This window comes from Arthrobacter sp. 9AX (assembly GCF_902506095.1).
GTDB lineage: Bacteria > Actinomycetota > Actinomycetes > Actinomycetales > Micrococcaceae > Arthrobacter.
The window spans coordinates 3502548-3522045 of the sequence record NZ_LR733293.1; the positions used below are offsets into that span (position 1 = coordinate 3502548).

25 protein-coding genes are annotated in these 19498 nt (G+C 68.0%); all 25 read right to left on the reverse strand.

The genetic code is table 11. From position 1 onward, the window contains the following. Window positions 1-5: 5 nt before the first annotated feature. Window positions 6-1085, reverse strand: a complete 1080-nt coding sequence (locus tag BACI348_RS16180) for an EscU/YscU/HrcU family type III secretion system export apparatus switch protein (protein WP_159827682.1) — start codon at window positions 1083-1085, stop codon at window positions 6-8. Continuing rightward, a complete protein-coding gene (locus BACI348_RS16185; protein WP_159827685.1) occupies window positions 1086-1844 on the reverse strand; it encodes a flagellar biosynthetic protein FliR in 759 nt (252 codons plus the stop codon). A gap of 1 nt (window position 1845) precedes the next feature. Next, window positions 1846-2121, reverse strand: coding sequence for a flagellar biosynthesis protein FliQ (gene fliQ, locus BACI348_RS16190; protein ID WP_159827688.1), 276 nt, complete (start codon window positions 2119-2121; stop codon window positions 1846-1848). Beyond that, complete coding sequence (fliP, locus tag BACI348_RS16195; RefSeq protein ID WP_159827691.1) at window positions 2121-2945, reverse strand: flagellar type III secretion system pore protein FliP; 825 nt, start codon at window positions 2943-2945, stop codon at window positions 2121-2123. Before fliP ends, fliQ begins: the two co-directional genes overlap by 1 nt. Next, the gene (gene fliO, locus BACI348_RS16200; protein WP_159827694.1) at window positions 2942-3448 is read right to left on the reverse strand and encodes a flagellar biosynthetic protein FliO; all 507 of its coding nucleotides are present in this window, start codon (window positions 3446-3448) and stop codon (window positions 2942-2944) included. Before fliO ends, fliP begins: the two co-directional genes overlap by 4 nt. Beyond that, entirely contained in the window at window positions 3449-4165 is a 717-nt protein-coding gene (fliN, locus tag BACI348_RS16205; RefSeq protein WP_159827697.1) for a flagellar motor switch protein FliN, read from the reverse strand. Further along, window positions 4162-5046, reverse strand: a complete 885-nt coding sequence (locus tag BACI348_RS16210; RefSeq protein WP_236557596.1) for a flagellar motor switch protein FliM — start codon at window positions 5044-5046, stop codon at window positions 4162-4164. The genes fliN and BACI348_RS16210 overlap by 4 nt, the downstream gene beginning before the upstream one ends. 39 nt (window positions 5047-5085) lie before the next feature. Then, on the reverse strand, window positions 5086-5889 hold the full coding sequence (locus BACI348_RS16215; RefSeq protein ID WP_159827703.1) for an OmpA/MotB family protein: 804 nt from the start codon (window positions 5887-5889) through the stop codon (window positions 5086-5088). Continuing rightward, window positions 5886-6719 (reverse strand): motility protein A, encoded by an 834-nt coding sequence (locus BACI348_RS16220; protein ID WP_159827706.1) that lies wholly within the window; start codon window positions 6717-6719, stop codon window positions 5886-5888. Before BACI348_RS16220 ends, BACI348_RS16215 begins: the two co-directional genes overlap by 4 nt. 4 nt (window positions 6720-6723) lie before the next feature. Continuing rightward, window positions 6724-6969, reverse strand: a complete 246-nt coding sequence (locus BACI348_RS16225) for a flagellar FlbD family protein (protein ID WP_159827709.1) — start codon at window positions 6967-6969, stop codon at window positions 6724-6726. Window positions 6970-7191: 222 nt separating this feature from the next. Continuing rightward, complete coding sequence (locus BACI348_RS16230) at window positions 7192-8364, reverse strand: flagellar hook protein FlgE (protein ID WP_159827712.1); 1173 nt, start codon at window positions 8362-8364, stop codon at window positions 7192-7194. Window positions 8365-8413: 49 nt separating this feature from the next. Further along, window positions 8414-8851: a flagellar hook assembly protein FlgD gene (locus BACI348_RS16235; protein WP_159827715.1), complete on the reverse strand. Its 438-nt coding sequence runs from the start codon at window positions 8849-8851 to the stop codon at window positions 8414-8416. 30 nt (window positions 8852-8881) lie between these two features. Then, on the reverse strand, window positions 8882-10228 hold the full coding sequence (locus BACI348_RS16240; RefSeq protein WP_159827718.1) for a flagellar hook-length control protein FliK: 1347 nt from the start codon (window positions 10226-10228) through the stop codon (window positions 8882-8884). After that, entirely contained in the window at window positions 10225-10878 is a 654-nt protein-coding gene (locus tag BACI348_RS21025; protein WP_159827721.1) for a C40 family peptidase, read from the reverse strand. The genes BACI348_RS16240 and BACI348_RS21025 overlap by 4 nt, the downstream gene beginning before the upstream one ends. Then, window positions 10875-11309, reverse strand: coding sequence for a flagellar FliJ family protein (locus tag BACI348_RS16250; RefSeq protein WP_159827724.1), 435 nt, complete (start codon window positions 11307-11309; stop codon window positions 10875-10877). The genes BACI348_RS21025 and BACI348_RS16250 overlap by 4 nt, the downstream gene beginning before the upstream one ends. Next, the gene (locus tag BACI348_RS16255) at window positions 11306-12643 is read right to left on the reverse strand and encodes a FliI/YscN family ATPase (RefSeq protein ID WP_159827727.1); all 1338 of its coding nucleotides are present in this window, start codon (window positions 12641-12643) and stop codon (window positions 11306-11308) included. Before BACI348_RS16255 ends, BACI348_RS16250 begins: the two co-directional genes overlap by 4 nt. Beyond that, on the reverse strand, window positions 12640-13365 hold the full coding sequence (locus BACI348_RS16260; RefSeq protein ID WP_159827730.1) for a FliH/SctL family protein: 726 nt from the start codon (window positions 13363-13365) through the stop codon (window positions 12640-12642). The genes BACI348_RS16255 and BACI348_RS16260 overlap by 4 nt, the downstream gene beginning before the upstream one ends. Continuing rightward, window positions 13355-14392, reverse strand: a complete 1038-nt coding sequence (fliG, locus tag BACI348_RS16265) for a flagellar motor switch protein FliG (protein ID WP_201298438.1) — start codon at window positions 14390-14392, stop codon at window positions 13355-13357. The genes BACI348_RS16260 and fliG overlap by 11 nt, the downstream gene beginning before the upstream one ends. After that, window positions 14389-16005: a flagellar basal-body MS-ring/collar protein FliF gene (gene fliF / locus BACI348_RS16270; protein ID WP_159827733.1), complete on the reverse strand. Its 1617-nt coding sequence runs from the start codon at window positions 16003-16005 to the stop codon at window positions 14389-14391. Before fliF ends, fliG begins: the two co-directional genes overlap by 4 nt. Further along, on the reverse strand, window positions 16005-16349 hold the full coding sequence (fliE, locus tag BACI348_RS16275) for a flagellar hook-basal body complex protein FliE (RefSeq protein ID WP_159827736.1): 345 nt from the start codon (window positions 16347-16349) through the stop codon (window positions 16005-16007). The genes fliF and fliE overlap by 1 nt, the downstream gene beginning before the upstream one ends. Continuing rightward, window positions 16349-16741: a flagellar basal body rod protein FlgC gene (locus tag BACI348_RS16280; RefSeq protein ID WP_159827739.1), complete on the reverse strand. Its 393-nt coding sequence runs from the start codon at window positions 16739-16741 to the stop codon at window positions 16349-16351. The genes fliE and BACI348_RS16280 overlap by 1 nt, the downstream gene beginning before the upstream one ends. A gap of 1 nt (window position 16742) precedes the next feature. Next, window positions 16743-17084 carry a flagellar basal body rod protein FlgB gene (locus tag BACI348_RS16285; RefSeq protein WP_159830229.1) on the reverse strand — a complete coding sequence of 114 codons (342 nt, stop codon included), beginning with the start codon at window positions 17082-17084 and terminating at the stop codon, window positions 16743-16745. Window positions 17085-17230: 146 nt separating this feature from the next. Beyond that, complete coding sequence (locus BACI348_RS16290) at window positions 17231-17614, reverse strand: hypothetical protein (protein ID WP_159827742.1); 384 nt, start codon at window positions 17612-17614, stop codon at window positions 17231-17233. Continuing rightward, window positions 17604-18035 (reverse strand): flagellar export chaperone FliS, encoded by a 432-nt coding sequence (gene fliS, locus BACI348_RS16295; protein WP_159827745.1) that lies wholly within the window; start codon window positions 18033-18035, stop codon window positions 17604-17606. Before fliS ends, BACI348_RS16290 begins: the two co-directional genes overlap by 11 nt. Then, window positions 18032-19360, reverse strand: coding sequence for a flagellar filament capping protein FliD (gene fliD, locus BACI348_RS16300; RefSeq protein WP_159827748.1), 1329 nt, complete (start codon window positions 19358-19360; stop codon window positions 18032-18034). The genes fliS and fliD overlap by 4 nt, the downstream gene beginning before the upstream one ends. Window positions 19361-19498 lie beyond the last annotated feature (138 nt).

A 19498-nucleotide genomic window follows, 5' to 3' on the forward strand; every position in this document is an offset into this window, starting at 1 on the left:
CTGGTTCATACGGCATCTGCCATTCTGTGGAGCCCGCGCGCCGCGCCGCGGGACTTCAGCGACATCACGAAGGCCAGGACGCCGGCCACCGCCCGGTACAGTTCCACCGGGATTTCCTGGCCCAGCTCACAGGCCGAGTGCAGGGCCCTGGCCAGCGGGATGTCCTGCACCATGGGCACGTCCTTCGCTTCGGCTTCGGCCCTGATCCGGGCGGCGATGACCCCCGCCCCCTTGGCCACCACGCGCGGGGCCGACTTGCCGGCGTCGTACTTCAGCGCAACGGCAACGTGCGTGGGATTGACCAGCACCACGTCGGCGTCCGCGATGGCGGCGATCATGCGGTTCCGGCTCATGGCCAGCTGCCGTGAGCGGCGCTGCGAGCGCACCAGCGGATCACCTTCGGTGTTCTTGTTCTCGTCCGTGACTTCCTTCTTGGACATGCGGGTCTTCTTGCGGTTGCGGCGCATCACCACCAGGACATCCGCGGCGGCCAGCACCAGGCCCGCGGCCACCGCGAACTGCACCAGTGAACCGATGCCGTCCGCGGCGGCCTGGATCACGCCGGAGACGGGCAGCCCGCCGGCGGTGAGCAGCACCGGGATGAGCCCCTGCACCACCGTGTACAGGACAAGCCCCACCACCGTTGCCTTCAGCAGCGCCTTCACCCCGCCCCACACAGCCTGCATGCCGAAGAGCCGCTTCATGCCGCTGAGCAGGTTGAAGTGCTCGAACTCGGCGCGGAACTTCTTGAAGTGCACCCCGCCCTGCGCCGCGGAACCGGCCAGCACCACCACAAACACCACCACGAACATGGGCCCCAGGACACCGGCCATGGAGGCAAGCCCGAGCTCCATGGCGTGCACGGCCTTCGCCGGATCCGGGCTTTCCATGACCGCCCGGATGCTGAACATCTGGTCCGCGGCGGCGTTGCTGGCCCGGTCAATGGTGCCGGGGAGCATCACGGCGCCGGCCCCCACGCCCAGCCAGGCCGTCAGGTCCTGCGAACGGGTGAGCTGGCCTTTGGACCGGACCTCGCGCATCCGCTTGTCCGTGGCCTGTTCTGTCCTCTCCTGCGAGTCAGACATTCAGCCCACCCCCATCAGGGTGTTGGCTGCCTGCTCGGCCAGGACCGCCACGATCCTGGGCAGCCCCAGGAACAGGAAACCGGCCAGGGCCAGGGTGAGGAGGATCTTGAGCGGGAAACCCAGGGCGAAGGCGTTCAGGGCCGGCGCCACGCGGGTCAGCAGGCCCAGGCCAACGTCCGCCAGCAGCAGGACCACCAGCAGCGGGCCGGCGATCTGCACAGCGCACAGGAACATGCCCGTGACGGCCTGCACCATGGCCTCGGCGGGCCGGGCCAGGTCCATGCCGCCGGCCAGCGGGAACGCGGCGAAGCTGCCGGTGAGGCCGCCGATCACCAGCTGGTAGCCGTCCGAGGCGAACAGCAGCGCCAAGGCCGCCATTTGCAGGAGCCGGGTGAACTGCGCGCCGTTGACCATCATCTGCGGATCGAACGCCTGGGCCATCTGGAAACCGCTGAAGAGGTCGATCAGGCTGCCTGCAGACTGCACGGCGGCGAACACCAGGTACACCAGGAATCCGAGCGCCAGGCCGGTGACGAGTTCCAGGATGATGGCGGTGAAGAACCCTGCGGTATCGAGCGGGGTGTAACCCTCGGCGACGCGCCCGGACACTGCCAGGCCCAGGCCGATTCCCAGCATGGCCTTCACCCGGGCGGGGATGGCGTGGTGGGCGAAGGGCGGGGCCACCACCAGGAAGGCGATCATCCGGACCGAGGCCAGGAGCATGGCCTCAAGCCAGGACTGGTCGATCGGTATGTCCACGTCACGCTCCCCCGATCAGCCCGGGGATCCGGGCAAAGAGCTCGTTGGTGAAGGCCACGATCTCGGTGATCATCCAGTGCGCGCACACCACCAGGGCGATGGCGACGGCCACGGCTTTGGGGACGAAGGACAGGGTGGCTTCCTGCAGCTGGGTGATGGACTGCAGGAGGGAGATGGCCAGCCCCACCACCAATGCGGTGACCAGGACGGGTGCGGCGAGCTTCGCGGCCACGATCATGGCCTGGAGGCAGATGTCCAGGACTGCGTTGGTGTCCATCAGCTGCTGTAGCTCTGGATCAGGGAGGTGATAACCAGCCCCCAGCCGTCCACCAGGATGAACAGCAGGATCTTGAACGGCAGGGAGATCATCACCGGCGGGAGCATCATCATGCCCATGGACATCAGCGCCGCGGAGACCACGATGTCGATCACCAGGAACGGGATGAAGATGACGAATCCGATGATGAACGCTGCGCGGAGTTCGGAGATCATGAACGCCGGGATCAGGGTCTGCAGCGGCACGGATTCAGGGTTGGCGGGGTTGGCCATCCGGGCTGCCCTGGTCATCAGGGCGATGTCCTCCTCCCGGGTGTGGCTGAGCATGAACCGCTGCAGCGGTGCGGCGCCGGCCGAGGCGGCGGCATTGAAGTCGATGCTGCCGCCCAGGTAGGGCTGCACGGCGGTGGTGTTGATCTCCGCGATGACGGGCCACATGATGAACAGCGACAGGAACAGGGCCAGGCCGGCAAGCACCTGGTTGGGCGGGATGGACGGAAGGGACAGGGCGTTGCGGGTCATGGCCAGCACCACGAAGATCTTGGTGAAGGACGTCATCATCAGCAGCAGCGCAGGGGCCACGGACAGCAGCGTGATGCCGATCAGCGTCACCACGGCGGTGGAGGGAGCACCGTCCAGGCCGTTGATCTCGATGCTCACATTGCCGCCGCCGGGCTGCGCCGGGTCCGTGGGCGGGGTGGGCGGCAGCGGTGCTGCCTGCCCTGCCGGGTTGCCCAGCCAGAGAAGGACGACGGCGAGCAGCAGCGCGCCGAGGAGGACCAGCCACACCCTCTTCCGGGGCCGTGCGGCAACGCTTCCGGTCAACTGCGGCGTCCCCGAAGGGCCTCGGCGGCCTGGCGCCAGGTGGAGCCGGCCAGCAGGGATCCGTGCAGGGTTGAAGCGGGCGTGCCCGGCAGCGTGGAGCCGCGGCGGTGCAGTTGGCTGCGGCGGGGCATCCCGGCACTTTCCTGGAAGACGGCGGCGAAACCCTCCGCCCCTGCGGTGACGGCCTGCGGGCCCACGGGGGGCAGCGCAAGGCGGGGCTCCGGCGTCGTACTTTCCACGGCTTCGGCGGGGATGTCCCCCGCGTGGAGGACGTTGATGCTGTGTTCGGTGACGCCCAGGAGGAAGCGCCGGTCCCCGGCGTCGATCACCACCACGGAAGCCTTCTGGCCCACGCTTTGGCGGCTGACCACGCTGAGGGTGCGGCTGGCGCGGCGGCGGCCTTTGCCTTTCGCGGTGCCAATGCGGCGCTGCAGGAACCACATCAGGCCCAGCACCGCACCAAGGGCCACGAGAACGCGCAGCCCCAGGATCACTGAGTCCATTTAGCCAAGTCCCTCGGCGGTATCGAGGATGCGGGTGATGCGGACGGCGTAATCCTGGTCCACCACCACCACTTCACCGTGGGCGATCAGGCGGCCGTTGAGCAGGACATCGGCCGGGGCGCCGGCGGACCGGTCCAGCTCGATGACCTTGCCCGGTTCCAGTGCCAGGGCGTCGCGCACGGACATCCGGGTGCGGCCGATCTCCACGGTGAGGGCCATTTCCACGTTGCTGATCAGGCTGAGGCGGGCCGAGACGGGTCCGTCCTGCGCCCGGCCCTGGCGGGTTCCGTCCTGGACAGTTCCGTGTTCCCGCACCCGGACGGCGAGCCAACCCGCGGGGCTGATGCCGTCGGTCAGTTCGAACACGGCGGTTTCGGGGTCCGAGAGCAGCCCGGCGGCGTCCTCCTCGCGCAGTTCGCCCAGCACGCCGGCGTCAAACACGGACGCGGCGGCTTCCATGGCCGGGCGGAGGACATCGACGGCGGACACCAGGCCCGCCGCGGAGCCGCCGGCGGCGGCCAGGAACGAGCGGTCCGTCAGGATGAGGGCCAGGTCTGCGGTGAGGGCACCGACGAACGTTGCGGCAATGCCCTGCGGAGCGTAGGCGCTGGCGGCACGTGGCGGGACGATCCCGGAGACCCGCAGCGCGGCAGGGTGCGGAAGGTGCTGGGCCAGCTCCCGGGCCGAGGTTTCGTGCAGGGTCAGGGTGATGCTCATCGCTGGTTCTCCTCGATGGTGGCAATGACCGCTGCGGCGCGGGAGCCGTTGCGGGCCGGTGCGGCCGTGGCCAGCCGGGTGCCGTTGATGGTGACGTCAAAAGGGCTGTTCTCGCGGTGCGGCAGGGGCAGGATGTCCCCGACGGCGAGGCCCAGGATCTGCGCAGGGGTCACCGGTGTGGATGCCAGCTGCACGGCGACGTCCACCGGCACCTGGGCCACCTGCGCGCGGACCAGGGCGCCGGCGTCGGCCGCGTGGATGGTGGGGTTCACGGCGCCGAGTCCCGGCAGCAGCACATCGGCCGGAATGGCCAAAGTGGCCGCACTGTGGATCTCGCCCACCTTCACGCTGAACGATGCCACGATCATCAGCTCGCCGGGCGCTGCCGCCTGCGCGAACTGCGAGTTGTACTGCACCACGTCCATGGTCAGCGGCGCCGCCAGCAGGGAGCCCAGGGAATAGCGCAGGTCCTCCAGCCCGTCCTCCACCATGCGCCGGACCAGCGCGTGCTCGATCTGGGTGAACTTCCGTTCCGGGACCAGGGTGTCCGTGGCGCCGCCCAGCATTCGGCTGATCCACGACAGTGCGGCGGAGGCGGGGAACTGCAGGACCAGCCGGGACTCGCTGCCGTCGATCCGGCACAGGACCATGGACGTGACGGCCGGGAGGGAGGCGGCGTACGCGTCGTAGCTCTGCATGCTGAGTTGGTCCAGGGTGGCGGAGGACTTGACCCGGACTTTGGCCGTCAGCTGGGTGCCCCACTGCCGGGCGAAGGTTTCGAAGGCAACTTCCAGGACGCGGCTGTGCTGCCTGGGCAGCGTGGTGGGCCGGCGGAAGTCGTAGACTTCCACGGTCCGCTGCCGATGGTCCTGTTCACTCACGGTCTGCACTATCGGCAGCCGGTTCCCGTGCGTAAGCGGCTAGTGGGCCGGGGTTGCGGCCTGGGCCTGGACCGCTGCGGGGATGAGTGCCCTGATGGCTTCGGGTTGGTCCGAGAGGACCACCACGTCCACCCGCCGGTTCAGTTCCATCAGCTCCTCGGTGGAGTCATCGTTGACCTGGCGGGCCGAGCCGAACGCCACCGCACCGATCCGTCCGGGCGGCACGCCGCCGCGGTCCACCAGATACCGCAGGACGTTCACGGACCGGGCGGAGGACAGCTCCCAGGTGGAGGGGTACGCCGTGATGCCGTTGGCGGCGTGGCCTTCCACCATGATCTCCAGCCCGGCCGGGGCCAGGGTGGGGCTGATGGTGTCCAGGACCTGGCTGGCGCGCGGGGTGAGATCGGGCCGGTCCGGGAGGAAGAAGGCCTGGGACCCCACGAGTTTGACGGTGAGTCCGCGTTCGTTGATCTGGAACTGGACGTTGGCTTCGAGCTGCTCGGCCTTCAGCGCCGATTCCATCTGCTGGCGCAATGCCGTGAGGCGGTCCGCTTCCTTGAGGGCGAGCTCCATCGAGGAGAAGCTTTCTGCCTCGTCCACCTTTTGTTCGGGCGGCACCACGGTGCCGCTGGCCACGTCCACGGTTTCACTGGCCACGGCGCCGAAGCCGGTTGCCAGGGAATTGCGGAGCTTGTCGAACTTGTCCTGGTCCACGGTGGACATGGCGAACAGGACGATGAACATACACATCAGCACGGTGACCATGTCCATGTAGGAGGCCATCCACCGTTCGTCGACGTGTTCTTCCTCGTGCTCGGTGGTGCGGCGGCGGCGCTGCTTCAAGCGGCCCGGCCCAGGTCCGACAGCAAGTTCCCGTCCTCGGGCTGGCGCCCCCTGCCCTTGCCCTTGCCCTTGTCCTTGCCCGGCTGGGTGGCCGGGACCATGGCACGGAGCCGTTCGGCCAGCAGCAGCGGCTGGGTGCCGTTCTGGACGGCCAGCATGCCCTCCATCAGCAGGGTCATCCGTTCCACTTCAAGGTCTGAGAGCCGCTTGAGCCTGGAGCTGAAGGGCAGCCAGAGGAAGTTCGCGGACACCAGGCCCCACAGCGTGGCAACGAAGGCGGTGGCGATCATGGGGCCCAGGTGGTCCGGGGTGGAGAGGTTCTCCAGGACGTGGGTCAGGGACACCACGGTGCCAATGATGCCGATGGTGGGCGCGTAACCGCCCAGGCTCGCGAAGAACTTGCTGGAGATCCGGTCGCGGCGCATCTTTGTATCGATCTCGTCTTCCATGAGCATGCGCAGCTCTTCGGCGTCCGTGCCGTCGGCGATGTTCTGCAGTGCCCGGGCCAGGAACGGGTCCGCCGCCTTGCCGGCCTCGTCCTCCAGGGCGAGGAGCCCCTCGCTGCGGGCCTTCTCGGCGAACCCGACCACCTGTTCGATGCTGTCCTGCGGCTTGGCGGGCTTGGCCAGGAAGGCCCGGGGCAGGTCCTTGAACGCCTGGATGAAGTCCCGCAGCGTGTTGCCTGCCAGGCCCACGGCCAAGGTGGCGCCGAACACCAAGACCATGGGAGCGGGCAGCAGCAGGGCCTCGATGTGGGCGCCCTCAAGCGTGACCATCACGTAGACGGACCCGAAGGCCAGGAGCAGTCCGATAAGTGTTGCGGGATCCATGGCGTTACTCCTCGGGTGTCCGGACAAGGCTGAGCGGGTACCCGGTGACCGTGGGCAGGTCCTGCGCCCGGCGAAGCACGTAGGCCCGGTAGTTTGCGATCAGTTCCACAACCTCGGCCAGGCTTTCCCGCACAACGTACGTGGCGCCGTCGAGAGTCACCAGATGCGTGTCCGGGCTTTCATGGATACGTTCAATCAGGTCCGGGTTCACGGCGAAGCGGGTGCCGTTGAGGCGGGTGACAACGATCATGGGCCGTTTCTGCTCTGTGGGTGGGAAAGTCCGTGTTCCCTCCCTACTGTCGGCCGGCGGCGCTCCCGCGTTAGGACGTGCCTCATCGATTGCTCCGCAACTGCCTTTTCGTCCCGCAAAACCAGCAGTTACGGAGCAATGGATGGAGGGTTGTGGCGGAGGGTGGGCCCACGCCGGCAGGGTTCCCTGGCCGAGCTTGCGAGGTTAGGGTGCCGGTGGGGACTACCGCTTCAGGTTGGACAGCTCCTGGAGCACCTCATCCGAGGTGGTGATGATGCGGGCGTTCGCCTGGAACCCCCGCTGCGCAACGATCAGGTTGGTGAATTCCTGGGACAGGTCAACGTTGGACATTTCCAGCGAGCCGGTGGCCAAGGTGCCGATCCCCGCTTCGCCCGGTGCGCCCAGCTGGGCGGCGCCCGAGTTTCCGGTGGCCACGTAGCTTGAGCCGCCGGCCTTTTCCAGGCCGCCGGGGTTCGCGAACTTTGCCAGTGCCACCCGGGCCAGCACTTCGCGGCTGCCGTTACTGAAGGACCCCACGAGGGACCCGTCCGCGGCGAGGGTGTAGGACTCCAGGGTGCCGGCCTCGGCGCCATCCTGCCCGGCCACGGTAAGCGTGTTCATTCCCGCGTACCCGGTCACGGCCGCCAGATCCACGGTGATGCCTCCCACCGCCATGGTCCCGGCCGAGGTCAGCGCCCCGTCCTGGAAGGCCAGGGTTGAGGCTCCGGTGGCGCCGTTGGCATCAACGCCGGTCACGTCCCAGCCGCCGGCGGTGCGGCTGAACGTCAGGTTCAGGGCCCGGGAGGCGCCGTCGCCGTTGAACACCTTCACCTGCCGCTCCACTGACGTGCCCACGGGCGCATCCGCGGGGAGGTTGCCGTTAAGGGCTGCCCGGGTGGTGGCGACGGCGGGTGAGGTGGTGTTCGGGGAGAGGACAATGCCGGCCAGCGGGCCGCCGGTGTTCACCACGCCGTTGACCGCCGCCCAGCCCTGCAGGATGCCGCCGTCCGGGCTGACCAGCCGGCCGGCGCTGTCCGGCTCGAAAGCACCGGCCCGGGTGTAGAAGTTCTGCCCGCCCTTGCCGGTGATGAAGAAGCCGTCACCGGAGATCATCATGTCCGAGCCCCGGCCGGTGCTCTGCGCCGAACCCTGGCCGAAGTTGGTGCTGATGCCGGCCACCCGCACGCCGAGGCCGATCTGGGCAGGGTTGGAGCCGGCGGCACCGTCCTGCCCCGCCGCGGCGGCCTGCGTCATCTGGGAAAGTGTGTCCTGGAACTGTGTGGCGGAGGCCTTGAAGCCGGTGGTGTTCACGTTGGCGATGTTGTTGCCGGTGACGTCCAGCATGGTCTGGTGGGCGCGGAGTCCGGAGATGCCGGAGTACAGGGAACGCAGCATGGGAGGGCCTTTCGTCGGGGGTGGAACAGGAGGTCTGGTTGTGGTGGGGTCAGGACGGTGTTAGGGAGCCAGGCGTGGCCGGGACGCTGATCCCGGAGATGGAATCGAGCGGGACTTTGCTGCCGCCCACCGTCACCACCGGCACGCCTGTGGCGAAGGAGACGGAAGTAGCCACGCCGCTTCCTTCAGTGCCGTCCGGCAGCAGGTAACTGACCTCGGAGCCCACGATCTGGGCCGCTGCTGTGCGCATCTGGAGTGAGAAGCTCTCCTTGGCTCCAGTGGAGAGCTCAGTCATTTTTTCCATCATGGACAGCTGCACGGACTGGGCCATCATCTGGTTGGTGTCCATGGGTGCGCCGGGGTCCTGGTACTTCAGCTGCGTCACCAGCAGCTTCATGAAAACGTCCGAGTCCAGGCTCTGCACCGGCTGGCGTGTTGTGGTGCCGGCCTGGATGCCGCTGGTGGCGCCGAGGGCTTCGACGGTCATGGGTGGCTCTCTTTCATGGTTGCGGGTGCTTCATGCCAGGATGTCCAGGCTGCCGTGCGGGTTTCCTGGAAGTACGACGGCCGGGCGGCGGGCTGCGCGGATGGGTTCAGCCGGTGCCGCCACAGTTGGCTGGGGCTGGCCCCGCTCCCGGCTTCCGGGATCCTGCCACGGCTCTCCTCCGGTGTCCGGCGGGGAACTCTGATCGGAGAGGTCAAGGCTGGTTCCCAGTCCGGATTCCGCCAGCCCGCGGCGGAGTTCGGGCAGGATGGTCCGCAGCGCGTCCCTGCCGGCGTCCCCGGGGGCGAACAATTCGATCCGCACCCCGCTGGCGTCGATGTGGGCACGCACCGTGACCGGGCCCAGGTCCTCGGGCGAGACCTTCAGTGTCATGACGTGCTCCCCCGGCGCGGCCGACGCGAGCGAGAACAGCGGGCCGGCCAGCTGCGGTGTGAGCCTGCCGGGATCGGTGAAGCCCGCGGGGTGGGACGGTGCAGGCTGGGCGGTAGCCGTGGCCGGAAGCGGGGCGGCGGGCGCAGCGTGGACGGGAGGTGCCGCGTAGGTTGGTGCCGGAGGTGCTTCTCCGGATGCGGAGTGCCCTGGGACGTCGGATTCTGCCCCGGCGAAGAGGAGCGCACCGGCGCCTGACGTGGTGGAGCTGAGCGGGCCTGACGTGGCGGAGCTGAGCGGGCCTGACGTGGCGGAGCTTGCCGCGCCACCATCCTGCGGCGTTGCCGTGAAGGTGCTGTTTCCGGAAGCTTGCCCTATCCCGGGAGCGTGACCGATGCCAGGGCCCTGCCGGGCCGCAGGAGTGCCTTCCGTAGCGCTGATGGCCTGGGCGGCGTCTCCCGTTGCCGGATCAGAACCTTGCCTGCCGGCCGGCGAACCTTTGACGTCCGGGACTGCAGCAGCGGCATCAGCAGCCGCCCGCTGGCCCTCCGCAATCGGGGCTGCCGCAGAAGCGGCATCAGGCCCCGCGGAGCCAGCAGCGGCGGCTGCGGGGAGCCACATCGTGGCACCGCTGGTGACGGTGGAGGCGGGAACTAAAGCCGCTGCGAAAGGTGCCACCGCGGCTGGAAACGGGAGCACCCCTGCCTGGCCCGGCACTGGGTCCGCCGCAGTCACCAAGGCGGTGCCGCCGTCGTCGGCCTTTCCCAGCGACTCCCCGGGCTCCGCAACGTCCCCCTGTATCGACACCGCGGGGGCCGCTGCCAGCACGTCTACAAGGACGGCGTCGAACGGGAAGCCGCCGCTTGCTTCAGGCGGCTGTTGGCCCCGCGCACCGTTGCCCGGACTTTGCACCTGGCGGTTCGCCGGTGCAAAGTCCGGGTGGGGGTGCCGGGGAGAAGCGGGGGGAAGGAGAAGCGGCAGCTGCATCATGAGGCCCCCTGGCCGGCGGGCACGATCCGGCGGATGGACGTCAGGTTGGACTGTTGTTCCCAGGCGTCGCGGATCTGGATGGTCTGTCCGGGCACGGGGGCATCGATAGCCTTGCCGTTGCCCAGGTATATGGAGATATGTTCGCCGCCGAAGCTGACCAGGAGGTCCCCCGGACTTGCTTCGGCGAGGGACGCCACCGGGGTTCCCACCTTCATCTGATCGCTGACCACACGCGGAATGTCGACGCCCAGGTCCTTGAAGACCCGCTGGACAAAGCCGGAGCAGTCCATGCCGGTGGCCGGGTTGGTGCCGCCCCACACGTAGGGGACGCCGATGTACTTCTTGGCGGCGGCCACCACATCAGTGCCCGTAGCCGTCCCGGCCTGCACTGGGGTGGCGCCGGTGCTGAGCGCCCCGGTCACCCCGGACAGTCCGGTCAGGCCTGCAATTCCGGCTGACCCGGCCAGGCTGGAAATGCTGCCCAGGGCTGTGCTGCTGTCCCCGCCCGCGGCGGCCAGGGCGGCGTCGAAAGCTGCGGCGTTGGCGGCCGTTGAGGCGGTGGGCGCGGGCGTGGACTCGATGGGCCGGGACAGCTGGTCGATCATGGACTGGATGGTGCTGATCCGGCCGATGATTTCAGTCATGCTCATGAGGAGGCCTGTCCTGCCGTGCGGTGCCAGGATGTGGACGCGATCTCGTCCAGGACGCCCTGTTCGGCGCGCAGCTCGGCCACGGCGAGTTCGGTCCCGTGCCGGAGTTCGAGCTTCTCCAGCCCCACAGCCTTGCGCCGCGCCTCGGTGTAATCGGTGCGGGCTTCGGCGAGCTGGGCCTCGGTGGCAGCGGCCAGGGCATCCAGGTCCGCGAGCATGCTTTGCGACGAGGCACGGGCCGCGGCGATGGCCAGCAGGGCCGACGAACTGCCCGCAGTCTGGTCCGAACTGCCCAGCTCCGTCCGCGCGGCGGCGCGGCGTTCGCGGGCGCCCTGCGAACGCGAACTGGCACGGGCCATTTCTGTTGCTGCCTGGTCCTGCTGCATCTTGCGCAGCCTGAGCAGACCGGCAAGGGGAAACTGTCGGTTCATGCGGCTCCTTCCAGGGCTCCAAGGCGTGCGGTAAGGGCAGTCAGGGCCTGCCACGATTGGCTGTGCGGGGTGAAATCGTCCATCCGCTGCTGCAGGAAACCGTTGATGGCGCCCTCATTGTCCAGGGCGGCGTCCACCAGCGGATTGGTCCCCCGGTGGTATGCGCCGACATCGATCAGGTCCTGTGCGTTCCGCCGCGCAGCCAGGACCTTGCGCAGCAACGACGCCACGGCGGTGCACGCCGGGGCATTCACTTTGGCGGCGACGCGTGACACGGAGCCCAGCACGTCCACGGACGGAAAGTGGCCGGCCACGGCGAGTTTGCGGTCCAGCACCACGTGGCCGTCCAGGATGGACCGGGCGGCGTCTGCGATGGGCTCGTTGTGGTCATCACCGTCCACCAGGACTGTGTAAATCCCTGTGACGGAGCCCGTCTCGGCGGTGCCGGCCCGTTCCAGCAGGCGGGCCAGGAGGGAAAACGTGGACGGCGGGTAGCCGCGGGTGGCAGGCGGCTCGCCGGCGGAGAGGCCGATCTCCCGCTGCGCCATGGCGACACGGGTGAGCGAATCCATCATCAGGACCACGTCCTGGCCGGATTCACGGAACGACTCCGCGATCCGGGTGGCCGTCACGGCCGAGCGGAGCCGCATCAGGGCGGGTTCGTCCGAGGTAGCCACCACCACCACGGAGCGGGCCAGGCCTTCCGGACCCAGATCGTCCTCAAGGAATTCGCGCACTTCGCGGCCGCGCTCGCCAACCAGGGCGATCACCGACACTTCGGCGTCGGTACCGCGGGCGATCATAGAGAGCAGCGAGGACTTGCCCACGCCGGAACCCGCGAACAAGCCCATGCGCTGGCCGCGGCCCAGCGTGGCCATGGTGTCCAGCACCCGGACACCGGTGTGCAGCGGTGCGTCCACGCGGGCCCGGTGCATGGCAGAGGGTGATTCGTTGTCCGCCGGGACCATCACGCCGGTGCGGAGCGGGCCTTTCCCGTCAATCGGCCGGCCCAGCCCGTCCAGCACCCGCCCGAAGAGCCCGGTCCCGGTGGGGACCAGCAGCGGCGTCCCCTTGGACCTCGCCGGATCACCTGCGGCCACACCGGCGAGGCGGCCCAGGGGCATACAGCGGATGGCGCCGCTGACGGAGGCCACCACTTCGGCGTCGAGCCCTGGCCCGTCCCCTACGGTGATCAGGTCCCCCACCGCGCAGTCCAGTCCGGTGATTTCCAGGCCGAGGCCCAGGACGGCGGTCACGGTGCCGATGCGTTCGGGCGCGGCAGCGGTGAGGGCCTGGCTGAACCGGTTGCCGTAGGGGCGCCACGTCACGGTCATGGCTGGGCTCCTGGCCGGCCCGGCAGCGCGGTGTGTTCCGGGGCGTGTTCCGGTCCCAGCAGCACAGCCCTGGCGCGGGCCAGGGCTGTGCCCAGCCGCGCGTCCAGCCAGCCGCTCGGGTACTGCGCCATAGCGTCGCCGCGGGCCAAGGACGGGTCCGGGACGAGGTGGACGCCTGCCGGCAGCACTGCTCTTTGCAATACGGCGACGTCGTCCGGGTGCATCCGGACCGCGGATACCTCGGGGGTGCCGCCCCTGCTGCGTTCTGCGTGGCCCGGCGCAGTGCCTTGCAAGCTGCCCTCGCCGGCGTCGGCGGCGCCGGACCCGCTTGGGGACAATGCCCGCTGAAGCGCCGCGCGCGCGGTGCGGTCGCCGTCGTGCAGCTCATAAGCCAGCACGGCTTCGGCAAGCTCAAGTGCGCTGGCGGCCAGGACCGCTTCGGCGTCCTGAAGCAACAGCGCAAAGCGCTGCTGGAAGGCGGCGGCTGCGGCGCCGAGCAGTGCGACCGCGTGCTCCGTTGCTTCGTGCGCGGAGTCCAGGGCCGCGTTGTGCTCGGCCTGGTGGCGCTCCGCTTGCGTTGCCTGCTCGGCGGCAGCGGCCCGCAGTCCGGCGGCGTATCCGGCGGCATGGCCCTGGACGTAACCGCGCTCCTGCGCCTCGGAGACGCCACGCGGTTCCAGCCGCGGGAAGACCACCGTGATGGGTGGGGCTTCAGTAGACAAGATCGTCCTCCTCGCCGCGCCGCACCACGATGGCGCCGTTGGCCTCCAGTTCGCGGATGGACCGGACGATTTCCGCCCGGGCTTCCTCCACCTGGGAGGCGCGGACCGGCCCGGCGTTGGCCATTTCGGCTTCGAGGATCTCCTGGTTCCGGCCCGAAACGTTGGTCCGGACGGCGTCCAGGACCACCGCGGGGGCGCCCTTCATGGCGAGGGCCAGCACCTCCGGAGGCACCCCGCGCAGGATCTGCTGGATGTCCCGCCGTTCCAGCTTCACGATGTCCACGAAGGTCAACATCCGGGCGCGGACTTCCGTGGCCAACGCCGGGTCCAGGGTTTCCAGCCCGTCCAGCACGGAGCGTTCGGTGGAGACGTCCGAGCGGTTGATGATGTCCACGAGCGGCTGGATCCCGCCCACCGTCTCCGTTGATTTGCCCTGCGACACCACAGCGCCGGAGCGCTGTTTCAGCGTGTCGGCCACGATTCCCACGGCTTCGGGAGTGGGCGAACCCATAAGGGCGATGCAGCGTGCCACGTCGCTGCGCTGGGCATCCGCCAGGCCCGCCATCACGGCGGAGGCCTTAGCCGGGCGCAGGTGCGCGAGGACCAGGGCGATGGTTTGCGGCAGCTCGCTGTCGATGAGGGCCAGGATTTGCCCGGAATCCATCATCTCCAGGAACTCGAAGGACTTCCCGGCCATGGTTGAGGCGAGTCGGTCCATAAAGCCCGCGGCCTTGTCGGCGCCGAAGGAGGCCTCCAGGAGGCCTACGGCGAGTTCCTGGCCGCCGCGGGCCGTGCGGCGGCCGCTCACCGCGATGTCATGGAATTCGCCCATGACCTGGTCCGCCACTGCCGGCGAGACCCGGCGCAGGCGCACGATTTCCGCCGCGATGTCTTCTGCTTCTGCCTCGGAGAACTGGGCCATGACGGCGGCGGCGCTTTCCGGGCTCATCTGCATGAGGACCACTGCCACTTTTTGGGCGCCGGACAAGACCGCGGCCAGGTCCGTGCCGGGCTGCCCCGGGGTCATACAGGCTGCCTGTCGTCCATGAGCCCGCGCAGGTAGTCAGCGGTGCGGGCGGGGCTTTCGGCCACCATGGCCTCCACCTGCGCGCGCCGGCGTTCGACGTCCAGCGCTTCCGCCCCCGGAAGGGGCAGCGGCGCCGGCGGCGGCAGCTGGATGGCCGTAGTGGCGGGCGGCGGTTCGATGGCCTGGGCGGAGCCTGCCCCTATTTCGGGGATCGTTCCGTACTCGATACCTACCCCCAGGTCCACGGGCTCGCGCTTCTGGCGGCGCTTCCAGGAGATGAGGACGGCCACGATCAGGGCCAGGGCTGCAAGCAGGATGCTGCCGGCCACGACAAGCGTTTTCACCAGTTCGGCCTGCTGCGCTGCTTCGGCTTCGGCTTTGGCCGCTTCGAGGGATGCGGCGGCATCGTCTGCAGCGGCGGTGCTGAAGGGGAGCATCTCGACGGTTACCACGTCGCCGCGCGCGGGGTCCACACCGGCGGCTGCGGTCACGAGTGCCCGCACTGAGTTGAGGTTGACTCCCCCGGCGGCTGCCTGGTTGATGGCCACGGAGATGGTCTGCCGCTTCACCGCGCCCTGGGGAATGATGCGGTCCTCGGTGACCTTGTTGACGGCGTTGTTCTTGGTGCTGTCCGAGGACTCGAACGCGCCGTTGCCGGTGGTGCCGCCCGGTACGGCAATGTTGTCCGGGCCCAGCACGCCGGCGGCGCCCCCGCCGGTTCCGGTGAACTGCTCGGTTTTGCTGGTCTCGCTCAGGGCGGGAACGCCGCCCGCTGCGGTGAAGGTCTCGCTGCGTTGCTGGGCGGATTCGCCGGTAACATCGGCGGCGACGGCAACGGTGGCGTTGCCGCGGCCCACCACGCTGTCCAGGACCGCCTTGACGGAATCGGAGGTGCGCTGCTGGTAGTCGGCGGCCTGCTTGGAGGAGGAGCCGCTGGCACCCCCGCCAACGCTGGAGAGCACGTTGCCCTGGGAGTCCACCACGGAGACGTTGGTGGGTTTGAGGTTTTCAATGGCGGCGGAGGTGAGGTGGACTACCGCCTGCACTTTGTCCGGGGAGAGCGTGGTGCCGGGTTGGGTTTCCACGAAGACGGAGGCGGTGGGATCCGGTGTCTGGTCCACGAAGACTGATTTCTCGGGGATGGCGAGCCGTACTGCAGCGGTCTTTACGCCTTCCATTGCCTGGATGGTGGCGGCCAGTTCGCCTTCCAGGGCGCGCTTGTAGGTGACTGACTGCTGGAACTCGGAGGAGGTCACGCCAAGTTTGTCCAGCAGCGAGTACCCGGTGGCGGCGGCGGACGGCAGCCCGGCGGCGGCTGCCTTGAGCCGTTCGTCGTACACCTTGTCCTCCGGAACCAGGATGGTGGAGCCGCCGTTGGCTATTTCGTAGGGGACGTTGTCCTTGCGCAGCTGCTCCACGATTCCGTTGGCGTCCGTGTCCTTCAGGCCGGAAAACAACGGTGTATACGAGGGTTTGCTGAGCCAGGCTCCCAGGGCCACGGTGCCCAGGACCAGCACGGCGACACCGAGGATCGCGAGGGTGCGCTGGGCTGCGCTGAAGCCTTTGATGCCACCGCCAAGCTTGCGGAAGAACGCGGAAATCTGTGGGGGCATCAGGCCTGCATCCTCATGATCTCGTTGAAGGCGTCAACGCCCTTGTTGCGCACGGCGGCCACGAGTTCCAGCGTGATCTGGGCGCGGCTGGAAGCGAGGGTGGCAGCGTGGATGTCGTCGAGGTTGCCGGTGACCGCGGAGACGGCGAGCTCTTTGGATGTCGACTGCAGCTGCTGGAGATTGTCCACGGCGCCAGTGAGCGCGGTGGCGAAGCCCCCACCCGAGGCGCTTGTGGCGGCGGTTCCGTCCAGGTAGCCGGTGCCCTGAACCCCTTGAACAGCCCGCCCCGCTGCGCTGCCGGCTCCTGCCACACCGCCGATTGCACCTAGTGCGTCAAATGCCATCAGGGCTTTCCAATCTCAAGTGCTGCCAGGTATGTTTCGCGGGCACGGTCCACCAGCTGGGCGTTGGCCTGGTAGCCGCGCTGGGCAACGATGAGCGCCCCCATCTGCTCGCCGAGGTCGATGTCCGGGTAGCGGACGTAGCCCTCCGCGTCGGCCAGCGGGTGGTCCGGCTGGTACACGATCCGGCCCTCGGCGTCGCCCTCCGGTGTACTCCTGACGTACACCCCCGTGCCGTCCGCGCCCTCCGCGGCCTCGATGTAGCGGGCCTGGAACGCCGGGCCGTTGGTGCTGGTGGCGTTGTTCATGTTGGCGAGGTTGTCCGAGACGGCGTCCAGCCACTTCCGGTGGACAGTCAGAGCAGTGCCGGCGATGCCGATGGCGTCAAAGGTCATCTCAGTTGGTCCTCATCGCTGCGCGAAGGGACGTGAACTGGCCATTGGCGGCGCGGGCGGCGAACTGGTACCGCAGCACAGTGTCGATGTTGGACAGGGTTTCGGTGTCCAGGTTCACGTTGTTGCCGTTGAGCTGGGTGGGCTCCAGGGAGGCTTCGATGGTGGCCGCCGCGTGGCCGTCGCCGCCGCGCACCGAGGCCGCCAATTCCGCTTCGAACGAGACGCGTTTGGCCCGGTAGTTGGGGGTGTTGATGTTCGCGATGTTGTTTGCGATGGTGCGCTGGCGCAGGGCCAGTCCATCCAGCGCGCTGGCAATTGCAGCGGAGGACACGGATTCGAGCACAACAAACCTGCCTGAGTTGTAATACAAAGGCCGATCCGTGGCCGTGGCGTCGAGCGATCCGTGCTCTATCAGTGTTATCGGCACTGCTCAGCGGCCCGTTAGGAAGAAATGCGCAGGTTTTTCCGGGCACCTGCTGCCCGGCTCTGCTAGCCCGTCACGTCCAGGTAAACAGCCGGACGGGACTCACCGATTCCCGGCACTGATGACACCGCCTGAAGCTGGCGCTGCACGTCCTGGCGCGCTTCTGCAAGGCGCCGGGCAATGCTTGCCTGTTTATCAGCCAGTATCCTGGCCCTTGCCACGGCACTGGCTGGTATGTGGCCTTCCAGGGCTGGCGGCAGCCAGTCCATCCGCGTCACTGCGGCAGGGGCAACGGGCCCGGAGGACATGTGCGCCACGGGGTTGTCCAGGAAGGCTTCGGCTGCCTCAACGGCCGCCTCGAGGGTGTCCAGTGCGGAGGTCCAGGCAACGGCGGCGGCGAGGGCAGCGTAGCGTTTGGCCGCGTCCGGGTCCGGAGCCTCAGCCGACACCGAGCGCTCCGCCTCCTGGTGCGGCTGACGGAACGGCAGCAGCAGCCTCATGCCACGTCTGCCGCAGCGGCTCGAGCAGGTTGATCGCCTCGCGGGTCAACGCCTGGTCGCGCTGTATGTTCGCATTGACCAGTGCCGTGGAGGCGTAGTTGTAGATGCCCAGCAGGCTGCTGGCTCCGTCCCATGCATCGGTGTTCAGCGATGTTGACAGTTCATTGAGGATTGCCTGGGCGTGCAGGAGGTGTACGGCGGCCATGGCCCAGTGGCCCGCGTTCTGGTCCACTTCCGCTCTAGCCAGGTCCACCAGGAGCCGGTCATACAACATAGTGAGCAGGCGTGCCGGCGGAGCCGAGAGCACGGAATCCGCCAAGTACTGGTTGCGCTGTGCAGCGTTGCCGTAGCCGAAAGAGGTTGTGCTCATGATGAAGTGCTTCCTGTCGAGAGGCCGGCGAGTTGGGAGGTCAGCCAGGACGATTGGGCGTTCATCCCGCTGAGGGCTACTTCGAGGGCCGAGTAGGTCCGCTGCAGCGTGGTCCGGCGCGTCTCCAACCGGTCGTCCCAGTTTTCGATTTGGGTGGCGAAGTCCTTGGCCGTACTTTGCTGGCCCTTGATTTTGGTGCTGATTGATCCGGTGACCGGGTCGGAGGCCTGCTTGGCGGCCGCAGCCACACGGCCAGCGATCGTTGCCACGGCTGCCATGGTTCCGGCCGGATCCTTGGCCAGGGCGTCGCTGAATTTGGTGGCGTCAAACTCCATGGTTCCGGTCTTGGTGACGCCGATGCCTAGTTCGGACGGCGATTTTCCGTTGATCGGAGCGGACGCTGCGGCCAGTATTGCGGCGTTCACCGTCCGGATAGTGCTGTCGCCGGTGAATACTCCGCCGGAGGTGATGGGAGACCCGGTCGCGTTGGTGCTGCTGACCACAGCGGATTTGGTGGAGATCTGCGCCAGAACGCCGTTGACACCGCTGACCAAGTCCGAGGCGGCTTTGCTGATCTGGGCGTTGTCACGGGAGACGGCAAGCCTGGTGGACGTGCCGGAAACTTCGGACACCGTCGCGGAAACCCCGGGCAGCAGGTCGGAGAAGGTGTTGGAGGCCGAGCTGAGCATGACTTCGGCGCCAGTTCCGGCCCAGAGCTTGATCTGGGCGTCCTGGGCATCCTGGACTTTTGTCAGCCCAGCGGTTGGGTTCGGGTCGGTGATGGTGAAACCGCCGGCGACGCCGGTTTTTGCTGACGTGAACTGCAGCCTGAATTCACCGCCGCCCACAGATACTTTCGACGCAACAACATTGGCGGTTGACGCATTCACGGCGGTGACGACGTCGTCCAGGGAATTGCTCTTCGGGGTGACTGTTGTACTTTTGCCGTCCTGGCCGACGATTGTCAATGTGGCTTCCGGCCAGGCCGTGAGGTTCTTGGTGACCGACACCTGCGTCTGCGCCAGTTGTGAAACCGTAAAGTCAACTGCCCCTGGCTTCGCTCCGGTACCCATGGTTGTGGTGACTTTGGCTGAGCTGCTGGTGGCCGTATAAAGTTCCAGGCCTTTAGGCTCGGCGAGTTTGGCGGCTTTGGCGGCCAAGTCGGCCACAGCGGAATTCAGTCCCTGCAGGGCGGAAATTCGGGTCTGCACTGCCGCGGCTTTGCTCTTGATGAGCGTCTGCGGTGCCGCTTCAAGCGTCATCAGCGAGTTGATCAAGGACGTGGTGTCCAGACCACTGGCGAGTCCATCGATGGCAAGGCCCACGCCTGCAACTCCTTGAAGTGTTGGCTCTGGAAAAGAACTGGCGGCTGGAGTTGGCGCCCGGGGAAATCAGGGGTTTCCCCGGGCGCCAATTCAACGTGTACTGCTGATAGGCGCTGTCCGATAGTGCCTATCAGGTGA

Coding starts and splice junctions, on each gene's coding strand:
- BACI348_RS16180 (WP_159827682.1), bottom strand. CDS start 1,085: ATGTCTGACTCGCAGGAGAGGACAGAACAGGCCACGGACAAGCGGATG.
- fliQ (WP_159827688.1), bottom strand. CDS start 2,121: ATGGACACCAACGCAGTCCTGGACATCTGCCTCCAGGCCATGATCGTG.
- fliO (WP_159827694.1), bottom strand. CDS start 3,448: ATGGACTCAGTGATCCTGGGGCTGCGCGTTCTCGTGGCCCTTGGTGCG.
- fliN (WP_159827697.1), bottom strand. CDS start 4,165: ATGAGCATCACCCTGACCCTGCACGAAACCTCGGCCCGGGAGCTGGCC.
- BACI348_RS16220 (WP_159827706.1), bottom strand. CDS start 6,719: ATGGATCCCGCAACACTTATCGGACTGCTCCTGGCCTTCGGGTCCGTC.
- BACI348_RS16225 (WP_159827709.1), bottom strand. CDS start 6,969: ATGATCGTTGTCACCCGCCTCAACGGCACCCGCTTCGCCGTGAACCCG.
- BACI348_RS16230 (WP_159827712.1), bottom strand. CDS start 8,364: ATGCTGCGTTCCCTGTACTCCGGCATCTCCGGACTCCGCGCCCACCAG.
- BACI348_RS16235 (WP_159827715.1), bottom strand. CDS start 8,851: ATGACCGTCGAAGCCCTCGGCGCCACCAGCGGCATCCAGGCCGGCACC.
- BACI348_RS16240 (WP_159827718.1), bottom strand. CDS start 10,228: ATGATGCAGCTGCCGCTTCTCCTTCCCCCCGCTTCTCCCCGGCACCCC.
- BACI348_RS21025 (WP_159827721.1), bottom strand. CDS start 10,878: ATGAGCATGACTGAAATCATCGGCCGGATCAGCACCATCCAGTCCATG.
- BACI348_RS16250 (WP_159827724.1), bottom strand. CDS start 11,309: ATGAACCGACAGTTTCCCCTTGCCGGTCTGCTCAGGCTGCGCAAGATG.
- BACI348_RS16255 (WP_159827727.1), bottom strand. CDS start 12,643: ATGACCGTGACGTGGCGCCCCTACGGCAACCGGTTCAGCCAGGCCCTC.
- fliG (WP_201298438.1), bottom strand. CDS start 14,392: ATGACCCCGGGGCAGCCCGGCACGGACCTGGCCGCGGTCTTGTCCGGC.
- fliF (WP_159827733.1), bottom strand. CDS start 16,005: ATGCCCCCACAGATTTCCGCGTTCTTCCGCAAGCTTGGCGGTGGCATC.
- fliE (WP_159827736.1), bottom strand. CDS start 16,349: ATGGCATTTGACGCACTAGGTGCAATCGGCGGTGTGGCAGGAGCCGGC.
- BACI348_RS16280 (WP_159827739.1), bottom strand. CDS start 16,741: ATGACCTTTGACGCCATCGGCATCGCCGGCACTGCTCTGACTGTCCAC.
- fliS (WP_159827745.1), bottom strand. CDS start 18,035: ATGAGCACAACCTCTTTCGGCTACGGCAACGCTGCACAGCGCAACCAG.